Origin of the sequence: Nibrella saemangeumensis (genome assembly GCF_039541915.1) — a bacterium.
Taxonomy (GTDB): Bacteria; Bacteroidota; Bacteroidia; order Cytophagales; family Spirosomataceae; genus Nibrella; species Nibrella saemangeumensis.
The window spans coordinates 18421-41083 of sequence record NZ_BAABHD010000031.1; the positions used below are offsets into that span (position 1 = coordinate 18421).

The 22663-nt window shown below is 49.0% G+C and carries 29 protein-coding genes; 26 read left to right on the plus strand and 3 right to left on the minus strand.

Going from position 1 to position 22663, the window contains the following annotated elements; genetic code table 11:
* Window positions 1–356: 356 nt before the first annotated feature.
* The 21 genes from ABD949_RS16385 (at window position 357) to ABD949_RS16485 (ending at window position 16495) form a co-directional block, all read left to right on the plus strand.
* Window positions 357–803, plus strand: a complete 447-nt coding sequence (locus ABD949_RS16385) for a plasmid mobilization protein (protein ID WP_345244937.1) — start codon at window positions 357–359, stop codon at window positions 801–803.
* Complete coding sequence (locus ABD949_RS16390; RefSeq protein ID WP_345244938.1) at window positions 787–2046, plus strand: relaxase/mobilization nuclease domain-containing protein; 1260 nt, start codon at window positions 787–789, stop codon at window positions 2044–2046. The genes ABD949_RS16385 and ABD949_RS16390 overlap by 17 nt, the downstream gene beginning before the upstream one ends.
* Complete coding sequence (locus ABD949_RS16395; RefSeq protein ID WP_345244939.1) at window positions 2043–4034, plus strand: YWFCY domain-containing protein; 1992 nt, start codon at window positions 2043–2045, stop codon at window positions 4032–4034. The genes ABD949_RS16390 and ABD949_RS16395 overlap by 4 nt, the downstream gene beginning before the upstream one ends.
* 236 nt (window positions 4035–4270) lie before the next feature.
* The gene (locus ABD949_RS16400) at window positions 4271–4462 is read left to right on the plus strand and encodes a hypothetical protein (RefSeq protein ID WP_345244940.1); all 192 of its coding nucleotides are present in this window, start codon (window positions 4271–4273) and stop codon (window positions 4460–4462) included.
* Window positions 4463–4710: 248 nt separating this feature from the next.
* Complete coding sequence (locus tag ABD949_RS16405; protein WP_345244941.1) at window positions 4711–5643, plus strand: DUF3945 domain-containing protein; 933 nt, start codon at window positions 4711–4713, stop codon at window positions 5641–5643.
* Window positions 5644–5658: 15 nt separating this feature from the next.
* On the plus strand, window positions 5659–7419 hold the full coding sequence (locus tag ABD949_RS16410; protein ID WP_345244942.1) for a toprim domain-containing protein: 1761 nt from the start codon (window positions 5659–5661) through the stop codon (window positions 7417–7419).
* Window positions 7419–8051 carry a hypothetical protein gene (locus tag ABD949_RS16415; protein WP_345244943.1) on the plus strand — a complete coding sequence of 211 codons (633 nt, stop codon included), beginning with the start codon at window positions 7419–7421 and terminating at the stop codon, window positions 8049–8051. Before ABD949_RS16410 ends, ABD949_RS16415 begins: the two co-directional genes overlap by 1 nt.
* Window positions 8052–8149: 98 nt before the next feature.
* Entirely contained in the window at window positions 8150–8413 is a 264-nt protein-coding gene (locus tag ABD949_RS16420; protein WP_345244944.1) for a hypothetical protein, read from the plus strand.
* Between the two features lie 435 nt (window positions 8414–8848).
* Entirely contained in the window at window positions 8849–9049 is a 201-nt protein-coding gene (locus ABD949_RS16425; RefSeq protein WP_345244945.1) for a hypothetical protein, read from the plus strand.
* A gap of 89 nt (window positions 9050–9138) precedes the next feature.
* Window positions 9139–9807, plus strand: coding sequence for a hypothetical protein (locus ABD949_RS16430; protein ID WP_345244946.1), 669 nt, complete (start codon window positions 9139–9141; stop codon window positions 9805–9807).
* A gap of 251 nt (window positions 9808–10058) precedes the next feature.
* Window positions 10059–10322 carry an endonuclease gene (locus tag ABD949_RS16435; RefSeq protein ID WP_345244947.1) on the plus strand — a complete coding sequence of 88 codons (264 nt, stop codon included), beginning with the start codon at window positions 10059–10061 and terminating at the stop codon, window positions 10320–10322.
* Between the two features lie 69 nt (window positions 10323–10391).
* A complete protein-coding gene (locus tag ABD949_RS16440; protein ID WP_345244948.1) occupies window positions 10392–10745 on the plus strand; it encodes a DUF3846 domain-containing protein in 354 nt (117 codons plus the stop codon).
* Window positions 10746–10794: 49 nt separating this feature from the next.
* On the plus strand, window positions 10795–11418 hold the full coding sequence (locus ABD949_RS16445; protein ID WP_345244949.1) for a PD-(D/E)XK nuclease-like domain-containing protein: 624 nt from the start codon (window positions 10795–10797) through the stop codon (window positions 11416–11418).
* 14 nt (window positions 11419–11432) lie between these two features.
* Complete coding sequence (locus ABD949_RS16450; protein ID WP_345244950.1) at window positions 11433–11810, plus strand: DUF6166 domain-containing protein; 378 nt, start codon at window positions 11433–11435, stop codon at window positions 11808–11810.
* Window positions 11811–11871: 61 nt separating this feature from the next.
* Window positions 11872–12210 (plus strand): hypothetical protein, encoded by a 339-nt coding sequence (locus ABD949_RS16455; RefSeq protein ID WP_345244951.1) that lies wholly within the window; start codon window positions 11872–11874, stop codon window positions 12208–12210.
* A gap of 86 nt (window positions 12211–12296) precedes the next feature.
* Window positions 12297–12770: a hypothetical protein gene (locus ABD949_RS16460; protein ID WP_345244952.1), complete on the plus strand. Its 474-nt coding sequence runs from the start codon at window positions 12297–12299 to the stop codon at window positions 12768–12770.
* Window positions 12771–13018: 248 nt separating this feature from the next.
* Window positions 13019–13696, plus strand: coding sequence for a metallophosphoesterase family protein (locus tag ABD949_RS16465; RefSeq protein ID WP_345244953.1), 678 nt, complete (start codon window positions 13019–13021; stop codon window positions 13694–13696).
* Between the two features lie 5 nt (window positions 13697–13701).
* Window positions 13702–14073: a hypothetical protein gene (locus ABD949_RS16470; RefSeq protein ID WP_345244954.1), complete on the plus strand. Its 372-nt coding sequence runs from the start codon at window positions 13702–13704 to the stop codon at window positions 14071–14073.
* Between the two features lie 61 nt (window positions 14074–14134).
* Window positions 14135–14545: a hypothetical protein gene (locus ABD949_RS16475; RefSeq protein WP_345244955.1), complete on the plus strand. Its 411-nt coding sequence runs from the start codon at window positions 14135–14137 to the stop codon at window positions 14543–14545.
* 865 nt (window positions 14546–15410) lie between these two features.
* Window positions 15411–15545: a hypothetical protein gene (locus ABD949_RS16480; protein ID WP_345244956.1), complete on the plus strand. Its 135-nt coding sequence runs from the start codon at window positions 15411–15413 to the stop codon at window positions 15543–15545.
* Between the two features lie 92 nt (window positions 15546–15637).
* Window positions 15638–16495 (plus strand): competence protein CoiA, encoded by an 858-nt coding sequence (locus ABD949_RS16485; protein ID WP_345244957.1) that lies wholly within the window; start codon window positions 15638–15640, stop codon window positions 16493–16495.
* Between the two features lie 49 nt (window positions 16496–16544).
* Here ABD949_RS16485 and ABD949_RS16490 read toward each other — a convergent pair whose 3' ends face one another.
* The 3 genes from ABD949_RS16490 to ABD949_RS16500 form a co-directional block, all read right to left on the minus strand.
* Window positions 16545–16844 carry a WYL domain-containing protein gene (locus ABD949_RS16490; RefSeq protein WP_345244958.1) on the minus strand — a complete coding sequence of 100 codons (300 nt, stop codon included), beginning with the start codon at window positions 16842–16844 and terminating at the stop codon, window positions 16545–16547.
* Between the two features lie 69 nt (window positions 16845–16913).
* Entirely contained in the window at window positions 16914–17438 is a 525-nt protein-coding gene (locus ABD949_RS16495) for an ImmA/IrrE family metallo-endopeptidase (RefSeq protein ID WP_345244959.1), read from the minus strand.
* Window positions 17439–17446: 8 nt separating this feature from the next.
* A complete protein-coding gene (locus ABD949_RS16500; RefSeq protein ID WP_345244960.1) occupies window positions 17447–17809 on the minus strand; it encodes a helix-turn-helix transcriptional regulator in 363 nt (120 codons plus the stop codon).
* Between the two features lie 261 nt (window positions 17810–18070).
* On the opposite strand from ABD949_RS16500, the gene ABD949_RS16505 reads away from it, so the two are divergent.
* The 5 genes from ABD949_RS16505 (at window position 18071) to ABD949_RS16525 (ending at window position 22286) form a co-directional block, all read left to right on the plus strand.
* Window positions 18071–18370, plus strand: coding sequence for a hypothetical protein (locus ABD949_RS16505; protein ID WP_345244961.1), 300 nt, complete (start codon window positions 18071–18073; stop codon window positions 18368–18370).
* Window positions 18367–18849, plus strand: a complete 483-nt coding sequence (locus tag ABD949_RS16510; protein WP_345244962.1) for a hypothetical protein — start codon at window positions 18367–18369, stop codon at window positions 18847–18849. Before ABD949_RS16505 ends, ABD949_RS16510 begins: the two co-directional genes overlap by 4 nt.
* The gene (locus ABD949_RS16515; protein ID WP_345244963.1) at window positions 18827–19429 is read left to right on the plus strand and encodes a hypothetical protein; all 603 of its coding nucleotides are present in this window, start codon (window positions 18827–18829) and stop codon (window positions 19427–19429) included. The genes ABD949_RS16510 and ABD949_RS16515 overlap by 23 nt, the downstream gene beginning before the upstream one ends.
* The gene (locus ABD949_RS16520; protein ID WP_345244964.1) at window positions 19398–20804 is read left to right on the plus strand and encodes a ThiF family adenylyltransferase; all 1407 of its coding nucleotides are present in this window, start codon (window positions 19398–19400) and stop codon (window positions 20802–20804) included. The genes ABD949_RS16515 and ABD949_RS16520 overlap by 32 nt, the downstream gene beginning before the upstream one ends.
* A 516-nt stretch (window positions 20805–21320) precedes the next feature.
* The gene (locus tag ABD949_RS16525; RefSeq protein ID WP_345244965.1) at window positions 21321–22286 is read left to right on the plus strand and encodes a hypothetical protein; all 966 of its coding nucleotides are present in this window, start codon (window positions 21321–21323) and stop codon (window positions 22284–22286) included.
* The last annotated feature ends 377 nt before the right edge of the window (window positions 22287–22663 follow it).

Below are 22663 nucleotides of genomic sequence, written 5' to 3' on the forward strand. Positions count from 1 at the left end.
CCAACCTACCGCATAAGGACCTATATACCTATAAGCCTTTATGCCTTTATGCCTTTAGGTCTCTATTTCCTATCTCACCGATTGACTATTAACCTATAAGGCTATAGCCTTATAGTCACAAAGACCAATTCAACCCCGTATCGATTCAGGCTGACCTATAGGCCTATAAAGCTATAGCCCTATAGGCCTATAGGTGCATTTTTACGCGATTGCCAACCGGTACGCAGCCCTAAAAAAGTTTGCGTGGCCGCAAAAGCAAGATGTGTTTTTGTCATGACAAAAACTATTCGCCCGTCACCTGACGAGCTCTAACCTGCAGGCCTCCGAAGTCGGCCTGCTTAAACCCAAAATCACGTATGGAAAAGCAACTTTACCGGGGAGGGGCACCCCAGAAGCCCGAAGAAGAAAAACGCGACCGATTCGTTCAGGTTCGCTTTCGTCACGATGAATATAAGGAGCTCAAGAGATTGAAAGGAAAGACCGCTACACCGAATCTGTCGACCTTCATCCGCTACGTCTGCTTAGAAAAACCGTTGCCCATGAAGACCGAAACGGAGACATATCAGGAGGTTGCGCTGTCAATAATTCGGGAAATGCGTAATGATTTGTTGCGCATTGGCGTCAATATAAATCAGTCTTCCCGGCGCATTAATAGCACCACCGACTACCACGATCTACAACGCGAAGTGTCCGCGATGGCTGGCAAAATACAGCAGTTGGAAACGCAGTTTCGTCAGATGATGAGCGTGGTTTGTGGCACAACTAATCCCGTTAATGTGCCTGTTTATGATTACGAGGATTAGCAGTGGCAGCTCGCCGGCAGGGGCTGTTTTCTACAACGAACAGAAGGTTGGTAAAGGGGAAGCCCAGCGCCTGGCCTTGCGAAACTTTGAAGGAATCCGGCTGGCCACGGAGCAGCTCACGCCATCCATGGTTGCCGGCAAACTGGAAGACCGGGCCGCCCTGAGCGAACGGGTAAAACTGCCCACGTTTCACGTAAGCCTGGCGCTGGCGAAAGGGGAGGTGGTGCCGGCGGAAGATCTGCTGGCAATCGCCGACCAGTACATGCTGGGCATGGGTTACAGCCGTCAGCCTTATGCCGTCTATCAGCACCACGACACCGAGCACCCGCATATTCACATTGTCTCGGTCCGGGTGGACGAAACCGGCAAGAAAATCTCGGATAAGTTCGAGCGGGAAAAGTCGAACACCCTTCGCCAGCAGATTGAAAAAGACTTCGGTCTGCAGATAGCCGAGCACGCTGCTCTCCGACCTCAGCGGTCAGAACTCCGACCGGTTCACTACGGTGAAGGTGATTTAAAACGGGATGTCTCTGCGGTGGTACAGAGTATACTGAAAGACTTTCACTTTAGCACGTTCGCACAGTACAGCCAACTGCTGAAGATCTATAACGTGCAGGCGGTGGAGGTAGTGCTGGATGGCAGTAAACGGGGGCTGAAGTACTCCGCATTAGATGGGGAGGGCAAAGCGGTGGGGCCATCGTTAAAAGCCAGTAGTCTGCCTTACCGGCCTACGATGGAAGTCGTCGAGCGCCGGATGAAAGCCGGCAAGAAAATTAAGGGAGACCGGGCCGGCAGCCTGCGAAAAGCTGCGGATGCAATCCTGAGTCAAAGCAGGGACTGGAATGATTTTCAACAGCGGCTCCTGAGGATAAACGTACGGGCGATTCCGCACCTGACGAAAGACGGCAATCTGTTTGGCATCTCATTTCTGGATACTCGAAGCCGCGCTATATATGCCGGCAGTGAACTGGGTAAAGTCTTTACGGCAGGCTCACTGAAACAGGCTCTGGGTGAGGAGTACTCCCCACTTCGGCCGCCGACGCTTCAGGCGCAATCCCCTTCCCTTCGCCAGGAAGCAAAGCTGGCGCAGGCAGTACAGGCCCAGGAGACCGAAAGTTACGGCCAGGCTGATCTGATACGCCAGTTACTGTATGCACTCAGCGCCGATGACGGTGTCCACGAAGGTGAACAGGAATTGAAACGAATGCTTAAAAAATCACGTCAAAAACCACGACTGTCATGAGAGACGATAGACGAGAACTCAACAAACAACTGGAGATGCTGTTATGGGCAGGCCTGATCCTGTTGGCGCTGCACTGTTACGTAGAGCTCCACAGCTTCTTTTCCGGCTACGGCTTTGCTTCACCGGTATCCGACCAGATTTTGGGAAAGCTAACCAGTGGCTCTAAACTATTCGCGACGCCCTGGACGCTGAAGCTGCTGGCCGGAGCCTGCATCGGCGCGTATGGCAGTGCCAGCCGGGGCGTTAAGTCGACCAGCCTCAAAGCCGGTCAGGTCATTCGGGCCATTCTCATTGGACTGATACTTTATCTGGGCAGCACCTTGATGCTACGCCAGAACAGCCAGTGGCTACTGGAGCTGACGTCGGTGCCAGCCATTAGCGGAGTCTACCTGGTAGCGACGCTGGGCGGAGTGCTGTATTTGCTAAAGGGGACACAGGGCATTAACCGGCTCCTGGGATTTAAACTGGGCGGAGATGTTTTTAATCAGGAGAACGAAACCTTTCCCCAAGAGGAACGCAAACTGGAAAACGAGTACTCCGTAAATCTGCCAACCCAATATATCTACCAGGGCAAAACCCGCAGCGGCTGGATTAACCTGTCGGCTCCCTTCCGAGGAACACTGGTGATGGGTACACCCGGATCGGGTAAGTCCTTCGGCATTATCAACAGCGTCATTCGTCAGCACATTGCTAAAGGCTTTTCCATGTACGTGTATGATTACAAGTTTCCTACCCTGTCACTGGTGGCCTATAACGCCATGCTACGCCATCAGAAAAAGCTGCCGGCAGGCATTCAATTTTACTGCATTAACTTTGACGACCCGCGAAAATCGCATCGGTGCAACCCGCTCCATCCGGATTACCTGCCCCGGATCGACCACGCCTTTCAGAGTGCCCGCACGGTACTGCTGAACCTCAACAAAACGTGGATCACCAAACAGGGCGAATATTTCATTGAATCGCCAATCAACTACGTCACGGCGCTGATCTGGTTTTTGCGTCAGTACGACAAGGGCCAGTACTGCACCTTCCCACACCTGGTGGAGCTCGTCAGTCGCAACTACCGGGAGCTATTGCCGATCCTGATGGACCGGCCAGACATTGCCGCCTACATGGCTCCCTTTGCCTCGGCTTATCAGGGTGGAGCCATGGACCAGCTGGAAGGTCAGATATCATCGGCGCAAATCGGATTAGCACGGCTGGCCAGCCCGGCGCTGTACTGGACGATGAGCGGCAACGACTTCAAGCTGGATATTAATAATCCGAAGGCTCCCAAGATTCTGTGCCTGGGCAACAATGGCGAACTGGAAGACACCTACGGTGCAGCACTGGGCCTGTTCAATTTCCGGATCCTGAGCCTGATTAACAAAGAAGAGCAGCATCCTTCATCCATTGTCGTCGATGAGCTGCCCACTATCTATTTCAAGGGAATCGCCAAGCTGATTGCCACCGGCCGCAGCAACCGGGTAGCCGTCACCATCGGCATGCAGGACTACTCCCAGCTGGAGAAAGATTACGGTAAAATCGAAGCTGATACCATCAAGAATACCTGTGGCAACGTCATCAGTGGCCAGGTGACGGGCCAGACGGCCGAGGCCATGCAGAACCGGCTAGGTAAAAATGTTCAGCGAAAGCAGAGTTTGAACATTCAGTCGGAAGACACTACGCATGGCATATCGACCGAATTGAACTTCATGGCACCGGCTGCCAAAATCGGTATGCTTTCTCAGGGCTGGGTAGTCGGTGTTGTGGCCGATAATGCCGGTCAAGAAAGTGAACGCAAAGCCTTTCACGCCCGGGTAACCATTGACGAAGCCGACTTCAAAAGCGAACAAAAGGTTCGGGAGTTACCCAACTTTACTAATTTCACCCCTCAGAATTCGGGATTGGATGCAAAAGTCCAGGCGAATTACTTGAAAATTAAAGAGGATATTGCCAATCTTGTTCAGTCGGAAGTTTCGCGCCTTAATATCAAATACAAGAAATGATCGAAGCCCTTGTAGCACAGCGATTAGTTAGTCTCCGCTCCCACCTAAGCGAGCGATTGGGTACGAACCTTACCTTGATAGATGCTGCCGAAAGGGCGGGTATTCCTCCGTATAAGATGCAGCGCCTAGAGTCCGGCAAAGGAAGCTGGGAGACTCTGATCACAGTGCTGACTTTCTACCGATCGCAAGGCTACAATCTGGATTGGATTCTACTGCCCGATAACAGCAACGCCCCCATGGTAGTACCATCCGGCAATGATTTGTTGGTAATTAACGACATGGTCGTAAAATTCAGCAAGCGTCTGGAGAGCGAGTATCGCGAGCTGAGCACGCAGCTTCGACAAATGGGATACATTCCCCTTGAGGATAAAATTATTCCGTCGGCCGAAACGGATACGCCAATGCCTGCTGAGTTCGACCTCTCATAATGCGAACCACTACCTGTTCAGAAAAGCCCACGGAAATGGGCTTTTTTTTGTTGTATGGCCGCTGAAAGGCGATTTGGGCAACAGTTTCCTCCTCCAACACGCAAGCGTTTGGGTGTCCAAAAAACAAGTATATGCTACATGTGTGTTTTTTTTGAAACAAAAATGCAGAATGTGTATTTAGGATAAATGAATTTCCTACATTTACCGAAGTAGTAGTTAGTAATCACTAATCACATCTGCGTATATCCATGGAAAAATCCTTACAATACGCCCGGCAGCAGGCTGATGGTTATGACAACATCGCACCCACCCCCCTGCAGGGACAGCAGGCCTGGCAATTCGCCCAGAGTGACAACTTTTTAAGTGCCGAGGAAGCTGCGGCCGTTATGCGCCGGCAGCTGGAGCCTTACCAAGCTCAAATTGAAGCAAAGCTCACGCAACTGGGGTATCCTCCGGAGCACTTGGATAAACTCCCTCAGTTAAAAAAAGCGCTTTACAGCGGCCAGCAGACCGACCTGGCCACCATCTGGCTAACCGATGAACTGAAGATGGAAGGACGTCTGCGTGTTATCCTGACGGAAAATGGCCCGGATATCCGCATTACGCCGGCGTTGCGCAGCCTGACGATTCCCGATGAAGTAGGTGGCGTAAAGCTGTCGGAAAGGGAGAAAAAAGAGTTGGCTGAAGAGGGCGCCTTATCGCGGCCGCTGTTACTGGCCGACAAAGGCGATTACGTGCCGACGTATCTTCGGGTCGATACGCAAACCAATACCGTCGAACTGTGGCGGCTGCGGCCGGAAATGTTGCCGACCAAGCTGCTGGGTATTGACCTGACGCGCGATCAGCAACTGCAACTCGCCAACGGCCATGCTATTCGGCTGAGCGGCCTGCTCGACAAACAGGGGGAATCCTTCACGGCAACGGTCAGCATTTCAGCCGCCCAGAAAGAACTTCAGTTCACCGACATCAGCCCCATAGGCGTTCAGCTTCGTCCGGATCAGCGATACCGGGAACAACTGGCACAGAATAACGAAGGAGCCAAAACCGACCTGACCAAAAGCCAGGAGGTGGCCACCGGTCAAACCACCGTCAGCCATTTTCAGCGGGAGCAGATGCAGCAATTGTTAGAGGAGAAGCCCGACCAGAACGTATCAAAAACCACTAAGCATCACCTCGGGTAATTTTCCACCATCCCAATGACAAAGTTTGATGAGTTAAAGGAGCGATTCCCTAACCTAATTCCCGTTCAGGAACTGCGGTCGAACGTATCGATTATCGAACTGGCTGTGCAGTACGGCTATGAGCCGCTGCCTCACAAAGGCCGCAGCCGGCCGGTTCTGGAGCACCCGGGCTACAAAGACACAATTATCATCAAGAACCCGCAGGATGCTGCCCAGCAGGTCTATCAGCGGGCCGGTGACTTCTCGGATTCCGGCACCATTATCGATTTTATCCGTAACCGGTTGTCGACCGTGTTTTCCACTTTCAACCGGCCGGGTGAACATGAGTTCCGAAACATCACGGCGGTGCTCTATGACTACCTGAAAATTGATCCGGACCAGGTCAGCCAGAACAGTAAAATGGCCGGTCGGCTCTCCGAGCCAGGCACCAAACAGCCCTTCACCAAGGAGCAGTTCGACATCAGGCCGCTGGAACCCCAAAACTATCTGACTACCCGACAGATTGCCCCGCAAACGCTGGAGCGACCGGAGTTCGCCGGAAAAATTGTTGCCCAGATTGCCTACCTGAATCCGGAAACCGGGCATACCGAACCGTATCAATCGGTGAAGGCGAATCCGGATCGGAAGTACATCACATTCTCCAACGTGGCCTTTCCGTATTACAACGGGTTGTCGACCGAGGTCACCGGACTGGAGCTCCGCAATCAGAGTATCAAACTGCACGCACCAGGCAGCGACCGTTATGGTAGCGTTTTTGTGTCGAACCCTCCGCCGAAAGCAACTTACTTCCACATTATGGAAAGCGCCGTCGATGTGCTGTCCCACCGGCAGCTACGCAGCATCCGGGGTGATGAGGCATTTGATTCGGTGTATTTCTCAACCGGTGGCCAGCTCACCGGCCAGCAGGTTAACACCATTACCCGGTATATCGGCTCCTTTGAGAAAACCGACAACTGGCAGATCCGGCTGGGCTTTGATAACGATGCCAAGGGTCACCGGTTTGATCTTCAGTTTGTCCAGCAGCTTACGGCTACCCGCTTTCCGCTGACAGCAACGGTTGCCTCGCCCGAGCGCGTTGCGTATCTGCTTCCGGAGGAGGAAAAGTACAAAGCCGGCCGCGATATAATCCTGGAGCGAATCGACCTGTTCAACAAAAATGTGCAGGCTCAGTTTGTCCGCTCGGAAGGTGACGCGCTTGGGCAAAAGGAGCTGAGCGCTCAACTAATCAACATCGGCCGCAGTGGCCAGCAGTTTCAGATTAGCATCCCTGAGTCAGCCCAGGCCCTGTCGATGATGAGCCGGTTGTTGCTGGAGGTGACTCAGATGGAGAAAAAGATCGCCCTGGATAAATCCTGCGGCAAAGACTTTAACCTGGACCTGACCAAGGCAGTCAAGGTAGGCAATAAGTTTCGCTATGCTATTCAGAACGATGTCGGCAACGTGCTGTTGAACGGTAATTCGGCGATTCAGATGGCCCGCTCCCTGCAGCAGGTGCGGAACTTGGCCGAAATGGATAAGTTTACCGGCTGGCTCCTGCTCGTCGAGCGTCAGCCGTTCGGCTTTCTTAAAACGCAGGCGGAGATTAAACTGGAGCAGGGAGTCTGCGTAATGACGGAGCAAACACCTGCCTTCAGCCAGGCGATTCAGCTTGAAAGGCAGGCCAGAAATGTACAAGAACCGGGGGGCCTTCGCCAGGAGAAACAGCCCCTGAATCCGGACGCCAGACCGGTGATCAAAAATCAGGAACCAGATCGCCAGCTTAAACGAAAACTGTAATGAAACGGGAAGCGCTAAAGTTTACGGACCTCGACCTCTTTTTAACGGTGATGGAAGAATATGGATTTGGCCGGCAGGCTGAGGAGATAATTTTTGAAGAGGACAAGTTGCCGTATTGCTCTGCGTATCTGGTCCCGACTGAATTACTGCCTGCCACTTTTGACCTGAACCAATCCGCCCGCTTCGGCGGCTCCATCACCCACGTACAAGAGATTACCTATTCAGGCAACGAGAAATTTTACACTGACTTTATGATCTATCCGCTGAGCCTGACCGGTTATGTGGAAGTGAATGGGGTTTCGGCGCTTACCTTTGCTGAGACTCCAATCCTAGACCCGGAGTCAGCACCAATGATCTATGTCATAAACCTTGAAGATGGGGGTGGCCAGGAATTCTTTTTGGCCGCTGATGGAAGCATGTGTAAGCTATCGTTGCCAGGGGAGCAGCAGCCTCAAGAGTTTAAAAACTACAAACTGGCAGCGAAGAAAATGGAGCAACTGCGCGACAGGTATCCGGCTACGTGCCAACTGTATGTCCTCGAGCAGACCGAGTTTAACAACCGTCGGAAAATCCTGCAAAAGCCGGATACGGAGAACAGCAGCGAGGAAAACGCCAGCCCGGATTTGATGTAACGTTTACGCGGTACCGTCGCTAAGGGGTGGGATAACTTCCGACCCCTTTATCTAGAAATTAACGCTTGAGTTAACTTTTCGCTTCAACTTATTTTACCATGGCATTCGTAATTAACCTGGCCGATGCTATTGGCCGCGAATACTACCTCAGCGTACCGGGCAAAATGGTGCCCATGGATCAGCCCAGCCAGGAGGAGCCGAAGGTTTTTACCCACACTGGCCGCATTGAAAAGCTCGTCAAATCCATGAGCGAAACCTATCCAGCGACCTGCCAGGTATACGCCCTGGAGCGGAAAGAATTCGAGAAGCGACGGCAGTTGCTCCAGAATCCACCGCAGCCAAAGACGAAAAAGAAGAAATAGTCTCCACCAAGGGAAATCTCGTACATTTACCTCAACACACAGCCAGAAAGGCGTAAGCTAATACGGTGATGATGCTGGTCAGCGGCATGGCTGGTACTAACAAGCGGGAGCCGGCAGCGTAAAATGCTGAGGCAGCCGGAACGCCCCAGGCGAAACAGCATCCTTTCTGACTGAACAACCCCGCTCGTAGCCAGGCGGGGTTTTCCTTTATATAAACTGCCCTGCTTCTTACACCTCAAGAGGAATCGATCTCCTGCCATCAATTCAAGCACCTTTTTTTCTGAACATCTTTTGGAAAGGGGATAAAAGGTTAGGACGACGCGCCAAAAAAGCAACTTCTTCTCGTCCCTTTTTTTACGTTTTTTCCGGTATTTATTTTTGTTTTTTATGTAAAAAAGGGCTATATTAATACTGTTAATCAAGCGTTTGAGACCGATGACACTGGAAAAAGAAGTACCCTTTGACTTTGAGTACAGCTACACTCCCGGCGAACCAGCCGACTACGATTATCCCGGTTACGGGCCGGAGGTTGAGATTACGAAGGTGCGACTGAACGGCGTGGAGCTTCCCGCTAACGCTATCTCTCAGGAGATGTACGACGAGATGATTGAACAGGTCTTAGAGTCCTACCGGTAACCAGTTGCCCGATGGCCCGGCGGGCATAGACCGGGCCGCTTTCTTTATCCCCCGGCTTCGGCCGACCGATTCCAACCTTTTTACTCTTTATGGCAAAGCCCAACACGTCCGCAGCGGAAACAACCGCAAACACCTTGAAGCCCTACCAGAGCTTAAACGCAGCAGGGCAGGTAGTTAACAAGTACAAGTACCTCGAAGGGCATCCCCGGCAGTACCGCTTCGATGCCAAGGAAGGTGTATTCAACATCAACGGCACCGAGAAGCTGGGCGGTCCGTCGCACGGCCGCTCGCTCACCTTCCAGCCGATTGCCTGGCGCATCTTCACGGATAACATTCTGAACATGGGCGTGAAGAACTGGGCCGAGTTGTTCTTCATTGACGAGAAGGGGGCCGTATCAGCGGTGCTGTTTCATGGCTTTTCGGTAGACAACATTTACCGGCTGATTGAACCCCTGTTCTATGACGATCTGACGCTGGCTGATGTGGTGATTACTGCCGTAGCCGAGAAGAAGGAGAACACCAAAGTCCAGCCGAAGGGCGTGTACTACATCGCCACGTTCAGCTACAAAATGGCGGACGTGGAGCGAACCAGCGAGTTAAAGCAGTTCGCGCAGGAAACGCCGATTTTCCGGCAGGAAACCTTAAGCGACATTGCCAACATCACCACCGCCCATAATTACTACCATCCCTATGCGAACGGGGAAGGATTGCCCGAACCACCAGCCGCCTTACCGGAAGGGCCGGTAGCGGAGGAATAGCCACCAATGAGAGAAGCCAGCCCACTTGGGCTGGCTTCTGCTTTGTTAATTAAAAGCGTTTGAGACAGGGTTGCCCCTGACCTCGATGGCCACAAAGGTAATGAACTAAGTGGGAAAGGGGACAAAAGTTGCGGGTACAGCCTTAACGTAATCCAAAAACAATCCATTTTTTACATTTTTTCCTTATATTTTATTTGGTTTTTGTGTAAAAAGGGTGTATCTTTCTACTGTTAATCAAGGCGGTGGAAGACATGGAAGGCACGGTTTATCTGATTCACCTCGAAACCCCGATTGCGGGTCACGCTCAGCACTACATCGGCTGGGCGGCAAACGTGGAAGCCCGTCTGTACTACCACCGCAAGAAGAAGGGAGCCAAGTTGCTGGCTCATGCCGTAGGACTAGGGATTGCCTTTGACATTGTGCGCGAATGGGCAGGAGGCAAAGACCTTGAACGCAAGCTGAAGAATCGCAAGAAGGCCCGTCTACTCTGTCCGGTCTGCCGGAAAATGCATTGAGTGAGTGACCCGATTGGCCCGGCGGGGGAAAGTCCGGGCTGTTATTTTTCTCTCTAACTGCTAACTCCGATGAGGCTTATCAAAATTGACCCAACGACGCAGACGATTGAACCCGTTGAAACCAGCGCGTCCCTGACTGACCTGTACCGGATTATTAATTGCCGCTGCATTGACTTCTGTGCCCGGCAGGGTAACGGCGATGCCTTAATTGTGGACGATGATGCCCTGTACGTTGAGCCGCAACTACCCGCCTTCTCCTTCGGCAGCTATGGCCAGCCCATTCATGGTATTGCCCTGCTGGCCGGATCGGACGACGAGGGCGAAACCATTGAGCCGCAGATGAGCCTTGACCAGGTGCGCGACGAGGTACGCTGGCTGGGCAACATTCACACGCAACCCTTTTTTACTATCCTTTCCTTCTAATCATTCGGCAGGTCAGCGAGCCTCTGACCTGCCTTATCCTTCTCCCCGTATGGATTACCGCAGCTTACCCCGATACGCCAACTCAGACCTAACCGAATACCGCAATCAGCTTTTTTCGACTAAACCCGAGAAGTCATTTCAGGCCGCGCAGGTTTTTGGTACGTTGTTTCACGCCCTGCTGCTGGAAGGCAGCGAGCCGCAGGCTATTCCTCAGGCGACCCGAAAGCCATTGTACGCCATGCGGGATTCGGTATGCCAAAACCGCTTTGCCAGCAAGGTACTGGAAACAGGTCTTGTTGAACAGGTTTGGCTCTGGGACGATCCCCAGACTGGCCTGCCCTGTAAATGCCAAACCGACATTTGGGTAGAGGCTACCGAACTGATTGTCGATGTGAAGACCACCAGCGCCCGAGGCTACGGCGAGTTCCTGAGTGCCTGTGAGCAGTACGCCTACGACCGGCAGGCAGCCTTCTACCTTGACGGCGTAGCCAAGGCCAGCCGGTTTGTGCTGCTGGGTGTCCAGAAGAAAGCCCCCTATGAGGTGTTCTACTTTGAGGCATCGGCAACTCGTGGCTGCATCGAAGGTGGTCGTAAGAAGTACCAACGTCTGCTGAAGGGCATTCAGCGCAGTGGCTTTGTTCCTTCCTCCTGGAAGGCCCAACTGGTTTCATGATCCGTGCATAGAACATGGAAGCACCCGAATTCACCCTTGAGAAAACAGCCTTTTCCATTAAAGGCACCTGCCGCAGTCTGGGCGACAATCATCTGTATGTGGACGGAAAGGAGTTAACGAATCTGGCCGACAGTCAGGCCATTCGGAATCATAGTCCAGATGGCCCGGCGTGGGGCTACGGTGGGAGCGGTCCCGCGCAGGCTGCCCTGATGATCTGTCTGAACATCTTTGGCAACAAGCACGTTGCCCAGGCGCTCTATCAGGATTTCAAGCAGAACTTCGTTGCCAAGTGGGGTAAAAACGGAGAATCGTTCGAGGCTGAAATTGACATTACTGACTTTCTGATTGAACACCGGGACCGGCTGAAACAGGCGTTGCAGCAACAGCAATGAGACGCGGAGGATGCCCAGTGGATGAATATGGAGGATACCGACTAACCAAAACTCAACAGCTATGTATTTCGCCAAGATTACCAATTACCAGCACCCTAAAAACAAGCTTCAGGATTACCTGCAAAAGCAACTCAAAGCACTGGAGTGTGTAACGGTGGAGAATCCGGAGGAATTTAAGAAGCATCTGGAAACAACTGTTCATCGGGCTAACGGCAAGTTTCTACGCTGTCGGCCGCTGCAAGCCTACTTTCATGCTGCCTATACTCAAGGGGATTTGACCTGCGGCATTTCGGAGCTAATTCAGTTCAGTCTCTACGCGCAACGAGGAGTTTTCGACCCTTCGGGTACGTCGGCCGCAGTGATGCAGGGTGAGGCTGCCCAGGCCGAACTTTTCGTCTGAGCCATGAAGAAAACGAAGTATAGCTGGATATCCAGCAACGACCCGCTTTGTGATAACCCCACCGTACTGCGGGGCCGGTTACCTTTGTGTTTGAAATCTACTACGGTTATTGGGAAGATGCCGGGCCGCCCCGGCGTACCGGTCGCCACGCCTGGCAGGATGGCCGGCACTTCCCAGCCGGGTGGCGTTTTGGCTGTAATATCTGGTTTGGCCATGTGACCGACTGCGGCAGCCGAAACGGCTGTTACCACACGGTAGGCCTTTTACCATGTCATGACCCGAGGGGTTATCTCTACCATAACCAGGATCATAACATCCGAGCCAGCAACCCTCATTATGCAACCAAAGAAGAGTGTATAGAGGCCGCAATTAGACTCGTAGCCGCAAGATCAGACACAACCCTTCGCTTATATCCGGACGTGGCGAAGTACCTGCTACGGTCAGAATTGGAGCCATTCTTTGCTCTGTGGCAGACAATCATTGAGAAGGAGGAATGGCTGAACCAGGTACGGACTCCGAAGGCCGTGGGTTTAACCGAGCAATTACAATTATTCTACTGATTCAGGTACCGACATAAATGCGGACGTCGTACGGTCGGTACCTGAATACAAAATATATACTGTTTTCTTACCATTATGAATCCGGAACAAGCATACAAAAGACTGATTGAGTCAGGCCCGTCCGGTGACCCTTATATTATCTATTATCCTCAACGTTGGCACTGGCAGGAACAAAACGGTAAACAGGTATTGTGCTGCACGCCTTGGCGCTTTATTGGAACAACTTATCCTTAATTCGTAATACCCTTATGAAAATACTTTGCATTAGTGACACGCATGGCCAGCACTCGCATTTCACGGACCAGATTCAATCGATTGATGCGGCCGTGCTCATCCATGCCGGCAATATCACCGCCGATGGTAGTTTTCCTAATCTGAAAGAATTTCTTACCTGGCTGAGGGATTTTAAACACATCCCGCATAAACTCTTCGTAGGTGGCAACCATGACCGCATTCTAGAAGCTGAGGCTTCGTATATGGCAACGTTACGCAACTTGCTGGCCAGGTATAACATCTGGTACCTGCACCACGAAAGCATCGGCATTGACGGGGTGAATTTCTACGGATCCAGCTATTCGCCCGAGTTTATGAACTGGCCTTTCATGTACCGACGGGGAGAGCCGGCGCAGGCGCTTTGGGATATGATCCCCCAGAACACGGACGTGCTGATAACCCATACCCCTCCGTTTGGTATCCTTGATGAGGTGATAGGGCGGGGTGGGTCCGTCCGTACGGGGGATAACGTTGGCTGTAAGGATTTACTCGACCGGGTAAACCTGCTTAACCCAATGCTTCACGTATTTGGGCATATCCATAACGGGTATGGCTGTACGTCAGAGATAAATGTGAAGACCAGCTTTATTAATGCGGCTCTGCTTAACGAGCAGTACCGTCCGGTTAATAAGCCCATCCTGGTAGAAATTTAAACGCGATGAAAGAGCAGCTACAAATTGAAATCCTGTTCAACTCCGTGGAGGTGGAGCTGGCCAGGCGCTGGGCGTTTGGCAACGTACCCGTTGTCTTTAGCCGCCGGCCAGCGATGCACCTGCGTGTTCTGGTGAAAGCCTGGTGGCATATTTACCACGAAACCTATTGCGCCCGACAGTTCCGGAATCGTCAGGTTTGGCAGCGCAGCAATGCCTTGCCAGCTCAGGCGCTTGACACTTCAGCCTTGGCTAGTTCACTCCAGGAAATCAACAACCTGCTGGACGTGGATGCGTTAAGAGACTTTCGTCCCCTTTCCAACGCCGAGAAGGCCAGCCTCTGTTTGCTGACCCTGTTAACCTCCTATTACAATAATTGACAGAGAAATGGATGCAAATTCTGTAATATTGTTCCCAGCAAATACAGACATAAGGCATTGTATGGCGGAACTGGGAACTACTGACGAGCAGATAGTAGAGGCAGCACAGAAATACCTTACCCTTCGAAAAAAGGCTAATGAACTGGCATCATCAGCCTCGGACGAGCTGTTATCCGGCAGTGCGGGGAGTGTCTACCTGAAGCGTATGGGACATCGTCCGTTAACGACCGAAGATGTCGATCGGCTTATTAATACCTTGGGTTGTGAGGAGGACCGAGAAAGTCTACTGGCGTTTCAGCAGGCGCAGGAGTCTCTGAATCAAAGACTGGGAAATGCCCATTACCTGCGCCTTATTTTGGAACAGGCCGATATTTCACAAGATTCGTATTACAGTCGTAGAAAACGGCCTGATCTCTGGAGGCCGGAGCAGATGATTAGTTTAGTTGAGGTGCTGCAGCGACTTCGTCTCTGAATGAGCCGAGCAACTCATATCGTACATTGGCAGTTGATCGTAACCGACAACACTATCTACAGGTGAAGCCCATTCATCAGCAACTTATCCGAGCCGATTACTGAGATTTAGTGGTAAATTATCTCCACCATGTTTAACCTCATTACACTACTTGTATCTAGCTGTTAGGGTATTACATACTGGCAAGGCTCGTTGCTTCAATGTTGAATTGGTACATGTATTACTCTATGGAACACAACCATATTTATAGGTAGATTACTTTAATTATTGGCTTTATTTGTTTGCCATATGTTAATTAAAACAATTTTCAATAAACTAATGAGATTCAATAACTTAATAAAATATTCTTAAATTTTATAATTAACTTACTTGCATACGTAAATTTCTGTATTTATCCTTGTGGCTGATTTTGCACCGTAACTTATACATGAAAGCTCTTTACTATTTGCTCATTACGCCCGCTCAGGGTTCCCTTTCCAGTCGTATCTATACTTCTGCTGGTCTTATTTTACGCTCGCAACAATAATTTCACTTGTAGAACCAAGTCCTTAATTTATTGAAGCCAGTAAAGCCTTAGAGCCGGCGGTAAATCACTACCTATTTCTGTTATCTAAACGGAGGTTTTTCTAAAAAGCCATCCTTAGCCTGCTTGTGTTCAGGAAACAGATTTATGTATAGTGACAGCAAATCAGGTCAATGACTTCTCGGTGGGCTATATCGCACTCAGCTTCTCCAAACACTATACCGTAACAACTAAACTCAATGAATTGTAAATCTCTATCGTACTTCTTTGCAGTTGCATTAATCTTTGTCTTGTCCACTTCAGCCCGCTTTGCCCCCAAACATACCAAGCCGACGAATGAGTATGAAGGTTGCTGCGGGGCGCAACCGGTTGAATTTCGAGAAGGTGGCCCTTCCGAATAAAGCACCTGGTCTGCTCATCGTTCAGTTGAGAACGGGTAACAAGCTTGTAGCGAAAAAGGTAGTCGTTGTCCGCTAAAGGATACAGATTCCTTTTAGATCGACACGTAAAAAAGTTTTCATTTGACTGTAAGCCCCTCATTGACCAATGAGGGGCTTTTCATAATAAACATGCTGAGTGCCATTCGACTTTCTGATCAGAAAAAGGTACTGGCCGATGATGAAGAGAAGGGTACCCATACCTACCATTGTCCAGACTGCCAGTCAATAGTCATTCTCAATAAAGGATTAAAGAAGATTGCTTATTTTCGTCATCAGCGCCTAACCAACTGCGACAATGCCGGGGAAAGCGAGGTGCATATGAAAATCAAACTGGATATCTACAGGCATCTGAAAACAAAGTGGGAGAGAGCAATTCAATTTGTTGATGTGGAGCATCGGCTAAAGGATATTTTGCGGGCTGATGTCTATTTTGAAACCCTGAAAAGTAAAGTAGCCATTGAAGTGCAGGCCAGTTCCCTCACAGTTGCTGACGTGTACCGACGTACATCGCTATACCATTCATTGGGTGTTTATGTATTATGGGTATTGCCGTTCGAATACGAGCGATTTTACCGTTATTATTCCAAAATGGAATTAGCCATGGATGGAGTAGATGCTGAACCAGGCTACTATTTACGGCATTCAGTCAAGTTTAAAGAATACGAACTGGGTATTGCCAAGCTGACGTATAATTATCTAACATTCTGGGACCTAAGCCATAAGAAAAGCAAAGGCTTTTATGTGTTAAAGCTATCTAACGCCTATTCGGAAGATAGCGAGTTCTTTGACACCGAATTCAACGAGGAGGTATTCTATCCTGGAAAGCGGCTCAAAATGAAGAAGTCTATCCGGAGTTTCATGGACAAGGACTTTTCGGGTTTCAATGCGAAGCTGCTCCAAAAGTTTGAGCCAACAAACTCCTATGCCATACCAGAGCGACTGGTTTTATTATTTAAGGACGAGAAGAAAAAGAAAGGCAAGTCGTAAGTCTGGCTATGCAGAAAACTGGTAACGTATTTTGACGGTACGTCAATGACTAAGCCCGACAGTCAACTCGTAAGATATTATCATCTACCGGGTCATAATCAGCTCGTATCCGGAACGTACTGGTTGTTTGCTCTATTGCTTCTATTTTCGCTACAGTGAACAGCCGCCAATGTTGCCGTTGAGAAGATTGATCCTCGAAGGGAGCATCCACGTAATAAGCCCGTAGCGTCGGCTTATCCGTATCATTGTGCCGGCCTACTAGGTAAGGCTCAACGGTCCGCCATTTATTATTGTACCTGATCCGGATAACCTGCCGCTGTTGAATAGCCTGACATAGTAGGGTGGTCATTCGTTGTTCATGAGCACTAGTGGGCTGCATAGTTGCAACATCATTTAAATGGATTATTGAAGAATTTCACTAGAACAGGCCCAAGTTTGAAAGCCGGTAGGTTATGGCTGGGAGACTTACGTTAAACTGTTTTGCCAATTCTTTTAAAGCGGCTTCATCATTAAGATCAAATTGAATTTTTTTCAATTCTGAAAATAGTAAATTCTCTGGCATTAGTATGGCCGCAGCAAACGCATTGGCTTCTCTTTCTTGTTTAAATTCTCCGCTGGCTGAATCTTCGTTCCTCATATAAACTTGTTTGGCCTGATCCACTTTGTCCACAAATAACTCGCCCTCTGCCCGGTGCAGTTCGTAATGGCCTAGCTCATGAGCAATCGTAAACCGCTGTCTCACATAAGAGTCATTTGGATTATAGCCAATAATACCGACCCCTTCACGGAGAAAAAGAACGCCAGAAACATTGGTACCTAAATCATATGGCCTAATTTGTAGCCCTCTTCGTTCGGCAATCAATTCAACAGGTATGGGGATCTCGCCTATATCCAGCTTTTGAAGGATAGAGCATGCCAGGTTTTCAATACGTTTAATATACATATTGGCGGTTAACGGAAAGTTGCTGATAACAGGAAGTTCTTTACATTCTCCATAGACGTTTCGCTGGGCTCAAAATGCTTTTCCAGAGACTTCATAACTTTATCATCTAACGCCAATAGAGGTTTCGTTTGGCATAGATCCGGCTCTTGCGTGGGGAACAACTTCTGAATAGGAACGGCTAATACCTTGGAGATTTCCCAGATGAGATAGACGGGTGGAGCTTGGCGGCCTTTTTCAATGTTAATGATGGAAGCTCGGGATAATCCGATTCTGGCGGCAAGTGTATCCTGCTTAAGATTAGCCTGTTCACGCTCCCTGCGGATGTTATCCCCTAATAGGCGATGAAAATTTTCCTTTTCTACTTCAGTCATGGTTTGAAGCCAACATATTTTCTTACAACGGCTTACCGAATACAAAAGTGTTAAAAATTAATTGATCTACTCGAATTTGGCAATATTTTACAATTTTTTTTTTGGTAATACTTGACATAAATTGGTGGGGTTCTTAGTTTTGACGCACCATCAGCGAGTCGTTGTGTTAAGACGCAGGCTGGTCAGCTCTCGTTACTAACGCCTTGAGTGTATAGCACTGGTGGTAAAATAGGTTTGCAATTTTTTAATTTTTGACAGCTAATGAACGAAAACCAACATCCGAAACAGGGGCCGAACAGCCCTGGTTCCAGTGATCAGACGATTACTGTAAAAATTCAGACCGCCCAAGGGGAGTTTGTCCGGGACTTTGATAAGAACCAGACCATCCAGGATATTATCCAGGCGGTGAAGGCTCATTTTAATTTTTCCGCAGACGGCACGTATGAACTCCGCCTGAAAGGGAGTTCCGATGATCCGTTCATGCCGCAGAGACCGATTGTCAGTTACGGATTAAAAGATGGAGCTGTACTGGTATTCACTGATTTGGGTAAAGCGGCATGAGTGTCATACCGGCCATTTCGATAGCGACAATTCGGCAGGAATTACAAGCCTGTGAAGAGGATGCCGAACAGTTTGGATGGGTCATTTCTTCGATCGATGAAAACGACCTATCCTTCACTGTTCGCATCACATCTCCGATTGACGAGGAGGTATACATCCTTTACTTTAAATTCGATAACTACCCGGAATTGCCTCCACTACTTGACTTTATAGATCCAGTCAGCGGGGAAATGGGTATCAGAAGAGCTTATCCTTTAACTAAGGATGGTAATTTTTTTCATACCCATCCAATTATCTGCCATCCCTGTTCCAGAAAATCGTATGGCGGATTTTCCGGGGTCCATGCAGATTGGAACCTTACTGGCTGGAAAAACAATGCGTATACGGGTAGCCTGCAAACCGTGCAGGCAGTCCTGCAAGCCATTAATGCCCGAATCGTTTACAAGACGTATTATCATGGCCGGATGCAGAAAAATTAATAATTATTCGGTTAGGGGAAAAGCTTTTACTCCTGTAGATTCGATACAATACCTGATTTCAAACGAGGTAGTTGCGACGACTCAGACTGTGTTAAAAGAGTACAGCCATTTACAACCTGCTTCAGAAGGAATTGTATACTGGGCCGGAAAAAAGCTGGAAAATACCTGTCTAATTACGGCCGTAATTGCACCCGATGCCATGGCTACTCCCTTCAATATTACGATTGGGCATCAAGCCAATGCCAAAGTAGTTGAATTTCTCTGCGATACTGGCCTTATTCATCTGGGGCAAGTACATACCCATCCAGGTAAATGGGTTGGGCATTCCCTGACCGACGACAGAGCTGCTGCCTTTAAATGCCAGGGGCTGCTATCAATTGTCGTGCCTGACTTTTGTACCAATACCATGCTACCCTTAATCAAGTGCGGTATTCATCGCTATGAGAATGATGCTTTTATGCGGTTGTCAAAAACGTACGTTAATAAGCATTTTGCCGTAACGGAGAATAGCTTAGAATTTGTTTTTCAGGATTTTCGAGTCGACTATTATGAACAAGTCAGATTGGTTAACCAGGCGTGATGATCGCACCCTAAAGATAGTTGGACCTCAAGGATCAGGCTATCAGGATTGTAGTGTTGCGGTCACCGTTGGCCCGGAGCTAGCCGCTACCTATGAAGGGCAGATCATGACGCTTTTGTCAGTGAACATCCTCTCCCGCTGGTGTAATCAGGTTTACCTGAATTGTCCCGACGCTCCCTTATTGCTCCCAAATCGAAGTGCATCGTTGAATGACCTGCTGGAAGATTTGTACCGTCAGGCTAATCCGTTTGGGAATTTTACTGTCACTGCGGAGGTAAAGGGGACGCCTGATTACCACCTGTTCATAGGTGGTCAAAATAAACAAGTTGATCATCTAAATAACGGAATTTGGATTGATGGATCAGGCTGGCTGGCTGGTTTTGGATCTGGCCGGAGTTCTGTTTCCGAATTAACGTATAATAAGCACAATCCAATTGGCCCCGCCTTCGCGGCCTGCCTGGGTGTGGCGGAGGTATTTCGACGAGCGATTGGGGAAGCTCAGCCGGATCGATTCAGCAGTTGGTACTCCTTATTCGACTTTGAACACAGCGAGGACCATTCTACTTTGTCTGATGCATCCTACCCGGATACCTTTGATTTGGGCAGAGTTTATGAGGTAGGCTGTGGTGCGATCGGCTCTTCGTTTGCCTATTTACTAAGTTTAACAAACTGGCGCTCTACCATTCATTTCATCGATTTTGATCCAGTCGATTACCCTAATTTGAGTAGTAGTTTATTGTTCACTGCCCAGCACGCAGAGCAGCAGACCAATAAAGCTCAGATCTGTCAGGAGCTTTTAGCTACTACCGCTCATATTCCTCATGCTTTTGACGGAGACTACAGTCAATTTGTTGAACAAGGTCAACTGACTAAATATCCTCCTGATCTTATAGTATGCTTTGCCAATGACCGGAATGTCTGGTCGACAATTCAGGCAAATTACCCACCACTAACGTTCCATGCGACTACAACCAAATCCTGGGGCATTAACTTTGGTCGGCACATACCAGAACGCGAGTGGTGTATCATGTGCCGGTTTCACAAAGAAGTTGAGCATACCTATGTACCCGTATGTGGTCAGGTGGAGGTTCCTAAACCAAAAACACCTGCTCAGGAAACCTTAGCTATTCTTCCCTTTTTATCGCCCGCTAGTGCGATCATTGTCCTGGCAGAGCTGGCTAAATTAGATAGCGCTTCGTACCCGGTTAACGAAAACTTTATTGAATATTCGTTTAAGAGGCACCGTGGGTTCTTTCTTTCGACGAATAACGGCCCCAAGCGCTGCTATGTTTGTAAAGATCAAAGCCAGGCTATTTATGAAATGATCAGCAGCTCAAGTAAATACAATTATTTAATGGGCAGTCCTCCGGCGTAGGTGTTCTCCAAGTGGAAAATGACACCGTTCGCTTCAGGACGTATACTGGTATTCGGTGGAAACAGGTAGCATTTAAAATGAGCATAGTTAATTTATGCGGACAACGAAAGTAGGGCTACGTCCAGATAGATAATGGTAGGTATATAAGCGATAGTGATTTTCAGGTTGCCAGAGATCTTTTATCTTTTTTGAAGTTTTAAAAATAAATTGTAAACCTAAAAACCATTCATCAGTATGGGTATCAAACCTGGACCAAAACCTAAAAAAGAAGATGGGACACCTGACAAAAGAAGACGGGTTACTCCGGATAGCCAACCGAAACACCCCGGCTTAAAGCCACATAAGCATAAGAAAGGTGATTGATAAGGAGTAGATCGTTAACCTGCTTAAAATCACTAAATCAAGAAGCCTCGCACCAAGCTTTCTGGAGTTGGTGCGAGGCTTTGGGGCTTCTACATGTTGTAGATCGTCAGCAGCAAGTGGAGGAAACAGGTAAACATACCCTCATAATGACAAATGGGAAAATATTTCACAAAAGCAACCTGCGTTTATCTGGATCAATTCGCTGTTAGCAAAATTTGCGACGATTACGATGAAAAGTATGAGCCATGGACCACAATTGGCAACTTATTGAAAGAAGGAGTCCAAAAAGGTAAAATCGTCTGTCCATACTCTGTTGAGCATGCCATCGAAACCTCTGTGAAACATGAGCATAATGCTCTCAACCAAGACATCAATTTCGTTAAGCTCACCCGCAATTTGAAAATTCGTAATGAGGTAGATAGCACGGCACGCCACATCATGGCTATGGTTAGAAATAAACGCCCAGATTTCAACACCTATTTTCAGCGTTTCTCAGGAATAGTGATGGATGATAAGTGGAAACGCACAAAATTTCAAGAGCAACGGAATACGCTCCAGGCTATGACCCAGGACATGTTTCAGACCGTGAATGTGCTACGGGGAGCCTCCACCTTACGGCCTGGTGCAGAAATGCGTAAAGTCGTCTTCGATTTAGTCAAGCGAGGATACGAAAACGACCTTCTGGAGCGATTCTTTCATCTCAGCACCTTTTGCTTATTTAATAGCAGAGAAGTCACGTTAGCAGGTATTACTATTCCTTATTGGGCTGATGTATTATTTCATAGACTGGTCACTCAATATCGAATGACTCAAGACGAAGCACGCAGAGGAAAGAGAATAGTTATCGAACAGGGTTTAGCCGCTTTTCCTGCCATCTTCATCCGCGCGAATCTTGAAGCTTCAATGACTTGTAATTCTAAAAAAGAGACTGTTAACGATCAAATTGACATCCTTCGTCTGGCTGGTGCTTTACCCGCTGTTGACATTCTGCTAACCGACGGTGGTAAGGCCAATGACCTTCGTGATGCCAGGTTGGATAAACACTTCTGTGTCGACGTGTTTAGTAGTAAACAATCCGATTTAAAAAATTTTCAAAATCGAATTGAAAGCCTACTTTGAAGTCGCTTAGAGCCTTTAACCGGGCACAAAATTACGTGTATAATTCGGATTCGGCCGTATTTAGCTACTGCTGTAAATCCTCATCCGAAAGTGGACAAAGGAGTATGGATGGAGCGTCCCGGCCGGGATGCCGGTGCGGTTCCCCGCACTACGATGCCCGGCACTTTTACACGTTACCAAACTAGTGTTTAAACGGGCTGCACCTGATCACCGATGCGGTGAAGGTGATGCTGGGCCGAAAATCAGATAAACGACAGCAGGTATACGGCCGGCTTGATAAAAACAGGGCCATTGCAGAACTCAGTAAAAGCGAAGCCCGGTCATGCTCGCTATGAAAACAGGGAAGTAAAGGCTTCCTGAAATTAATACCAATAATT

Excerpts from the sequence above, each read along its gene's own strand:
- ABD949_RS16410 (WP_345244942.1), top strand. The coding sequence starts at position 5,659 with ATGACAAAGTTTGATGAGTTAAAGGAGCGATTCCCTAACCTAATTCCC.
- ABD949_RS16510 (WP_345244962.1), top strand. The coding sequence starts at position 18,367 with ATGAGTGTCATACCGGCCATTTCGATAGCGACAATTCGGCAGGAATTA.
- ABD949_RS16420 (WP_345244944.1), top strand. The coding sequence starts at position 8,150 with ATGGCATTCGTAATTAACCTGGCCGATGCTATTGGCCGCGAATACTAC.
- ABD949_RS16430 (WP_345244946.1), top strand. The coding sequence starts at position 9,139 with ATGGCAAAGCCCAACACGTCCGCAGCGGAAACAACCGCAAACACCTTG.
- ABD949_RS16450 (WP_345244950.1), top strand. The coding sequence starts at position 11,433 with ATGGAAGCACCCGAATTCACCCTTGAGAAAACAGCCTTTTCCATTAAA.
- ABD949_RS16470 (WP_345244954.1), top strand. The coding sequence starts at position 13,702 with ATGAAAGAGCAGCTACAAATTGAAATCCTGTTCAACTCCGTGGAGGTG.
- ABD949_RS16490 (WP_345244958.1), bottom strand. The coding sequence starts at position 16,844 with ATGACCACCCTACTATGTCAGGCTATTCAACAGCGGCAGGTTATCCGG.
- ABD949_RS16405 (WP_345244941.1), top strand. The coding sequence starts at position 4,711 with ATGGAAAAATCCTTACAATACGCCCGGCAGCAGGCTGATGGTTATGAC.
- ABD949_RS16480 (WP_345244956.1), top strand. The coding sequence starts at position 15,411 with ATGAAGGTTGCTGCGGGGCGCAACCGGTTGAATTTCGAGAAGGTGGCC.
- ABD949_RS16455 (WP_345244951.1), top strand. The coding sequence starts at position 11,872 with ATGTATTTCGCCAAGATTACCAATTACCAGCACCCTAAAAACAAGCTT.
- ABD949_RS16515 (WP_345244963.1), top strand. The coding sequence starts at position 18,827 with ATGGCCGGATGCAGAAAAATTAATAATTATTCGGTTAGGGGAAAAGCT.
- ABD949_RS16390 (WP_345244938.1), top strand. The coding sequence starts at position 787 with ATGATTACGAGGATTAGCAGTGGCAGCTCGCCGGCAGGGGCTGTTTTC.
- ABD949_RS16415 (WP_345244943.1), top strand. The coding sequence starts at position 7,419 with ATGAAACGGGAAGCGCTAAAGTTTACGGACCTCGACCTCTTTTTAACG.
- ABD949_RS16425 (WP_345244945.1), top strand. The coding sequence starts at position 8,849 with ATGACACTGGAAAAAGAAGTACCCTTTGACTTTGAGTACAGCTACACT.
- ABD949_RS16445 (WP_345244949.1), top strand. The coding sequence starts at position 10,795 with ATGGATTACCGCAGCTTACCCCGATACGCCAACTCAGACCTAACCGAA.
- ABD949_RS16395 (WP_345244939.1), top strand. The coding sequence starts at position 2,043 with ATGAGAGACGATAGACGAGAACTCAACAAACAACTGGAGATGCTGTTA.
- ABD949_RS16505 (WP_345244961.1), top strand. The coding sequence starts at position 18,071 with ATGAACGAAAACCAACATCCGAAACAGGGGCCGAACAGCCCTGGTTCC.
- ABD949_RS16520 (WP_345244964.1), top strand. The coding sequence starts at position 19,398 with ATGAACAAGTCAGATTGGTTAACCAGGCGTGATGATCGCACCCTAAAG.
- ABD949_RS16400 (WP_345244940.1), top strand. The coding sequence starts at position 4,271 with ATGGTAGTACCATCCGGCAATGATTTGTTGGTAATTAACGACATGGTC.
- ABD949_RS16465 (WP_345244953.1), top strand. The coding sequence starts at position 13,019 with ATGAAAATACTTTGCATTAGTGACACGCATGGCCAGCACTCGCATTTC.
- ABD949_RS16485 (WP_345244957.1), top strand. The coding sequence starts at position 15,638 with ATGCTGAGTGCCATTCGACTTTCTGATCAGAAAAAGGTACTGGCCGAT.
- ABD949_RS16435 (WP_345244947.1), top strand. The coding sequence starts at position 10,059 with ATGGAAGGCACGGTTTATCTGATTCACCTCGAAACCCCGATTGCGGGT.
- ABD949_RS16500 (WP_345244960.1), bottom strand. The coding sequence starts at position 17,809 with ATGACTGAAGTAGAAAAGGAAAATTTTCATCGCCTATTAGGGGATAAC.
- ABD949_RS16495 (WP_345244959.1), bottom strand. The coding sequence starts at position 17,438 with ATGTATATTAAACGTATTGAAAACCTGGCATGCTCTATCCTTCAAAAG.
- ABD949_RS16440 (WP_345244948.1), top strand. The coding sequence starts at position 10,392 with ATGAGGCTTATCAAAATTGACCCAACGACGCAGACGATTGAACCCGTT.
- ABD949_RS16525 (WP_345244965.1), top strand. The coding sequence starts at position 21,321 with ATGGGAAAATATTTCACAAAAGCAACCTGCGTTTATCTGGATCAATTC.
- ABD949_RS16385 (WP_345244937.1), top strand. The coding sequence starts at position 357 with ATGGAAAAGCAACTTTACCGGGGAGGGGCACCCCAGAAGCCCGAAGAA.
- ABD949_RS16475 (WP_345244955.1), top strand. The coding sequence starts at position 14,135 with ATGGCGGAACTGGGAACTACTGACGAGCAGATAGTAGAGGCAGCACAG.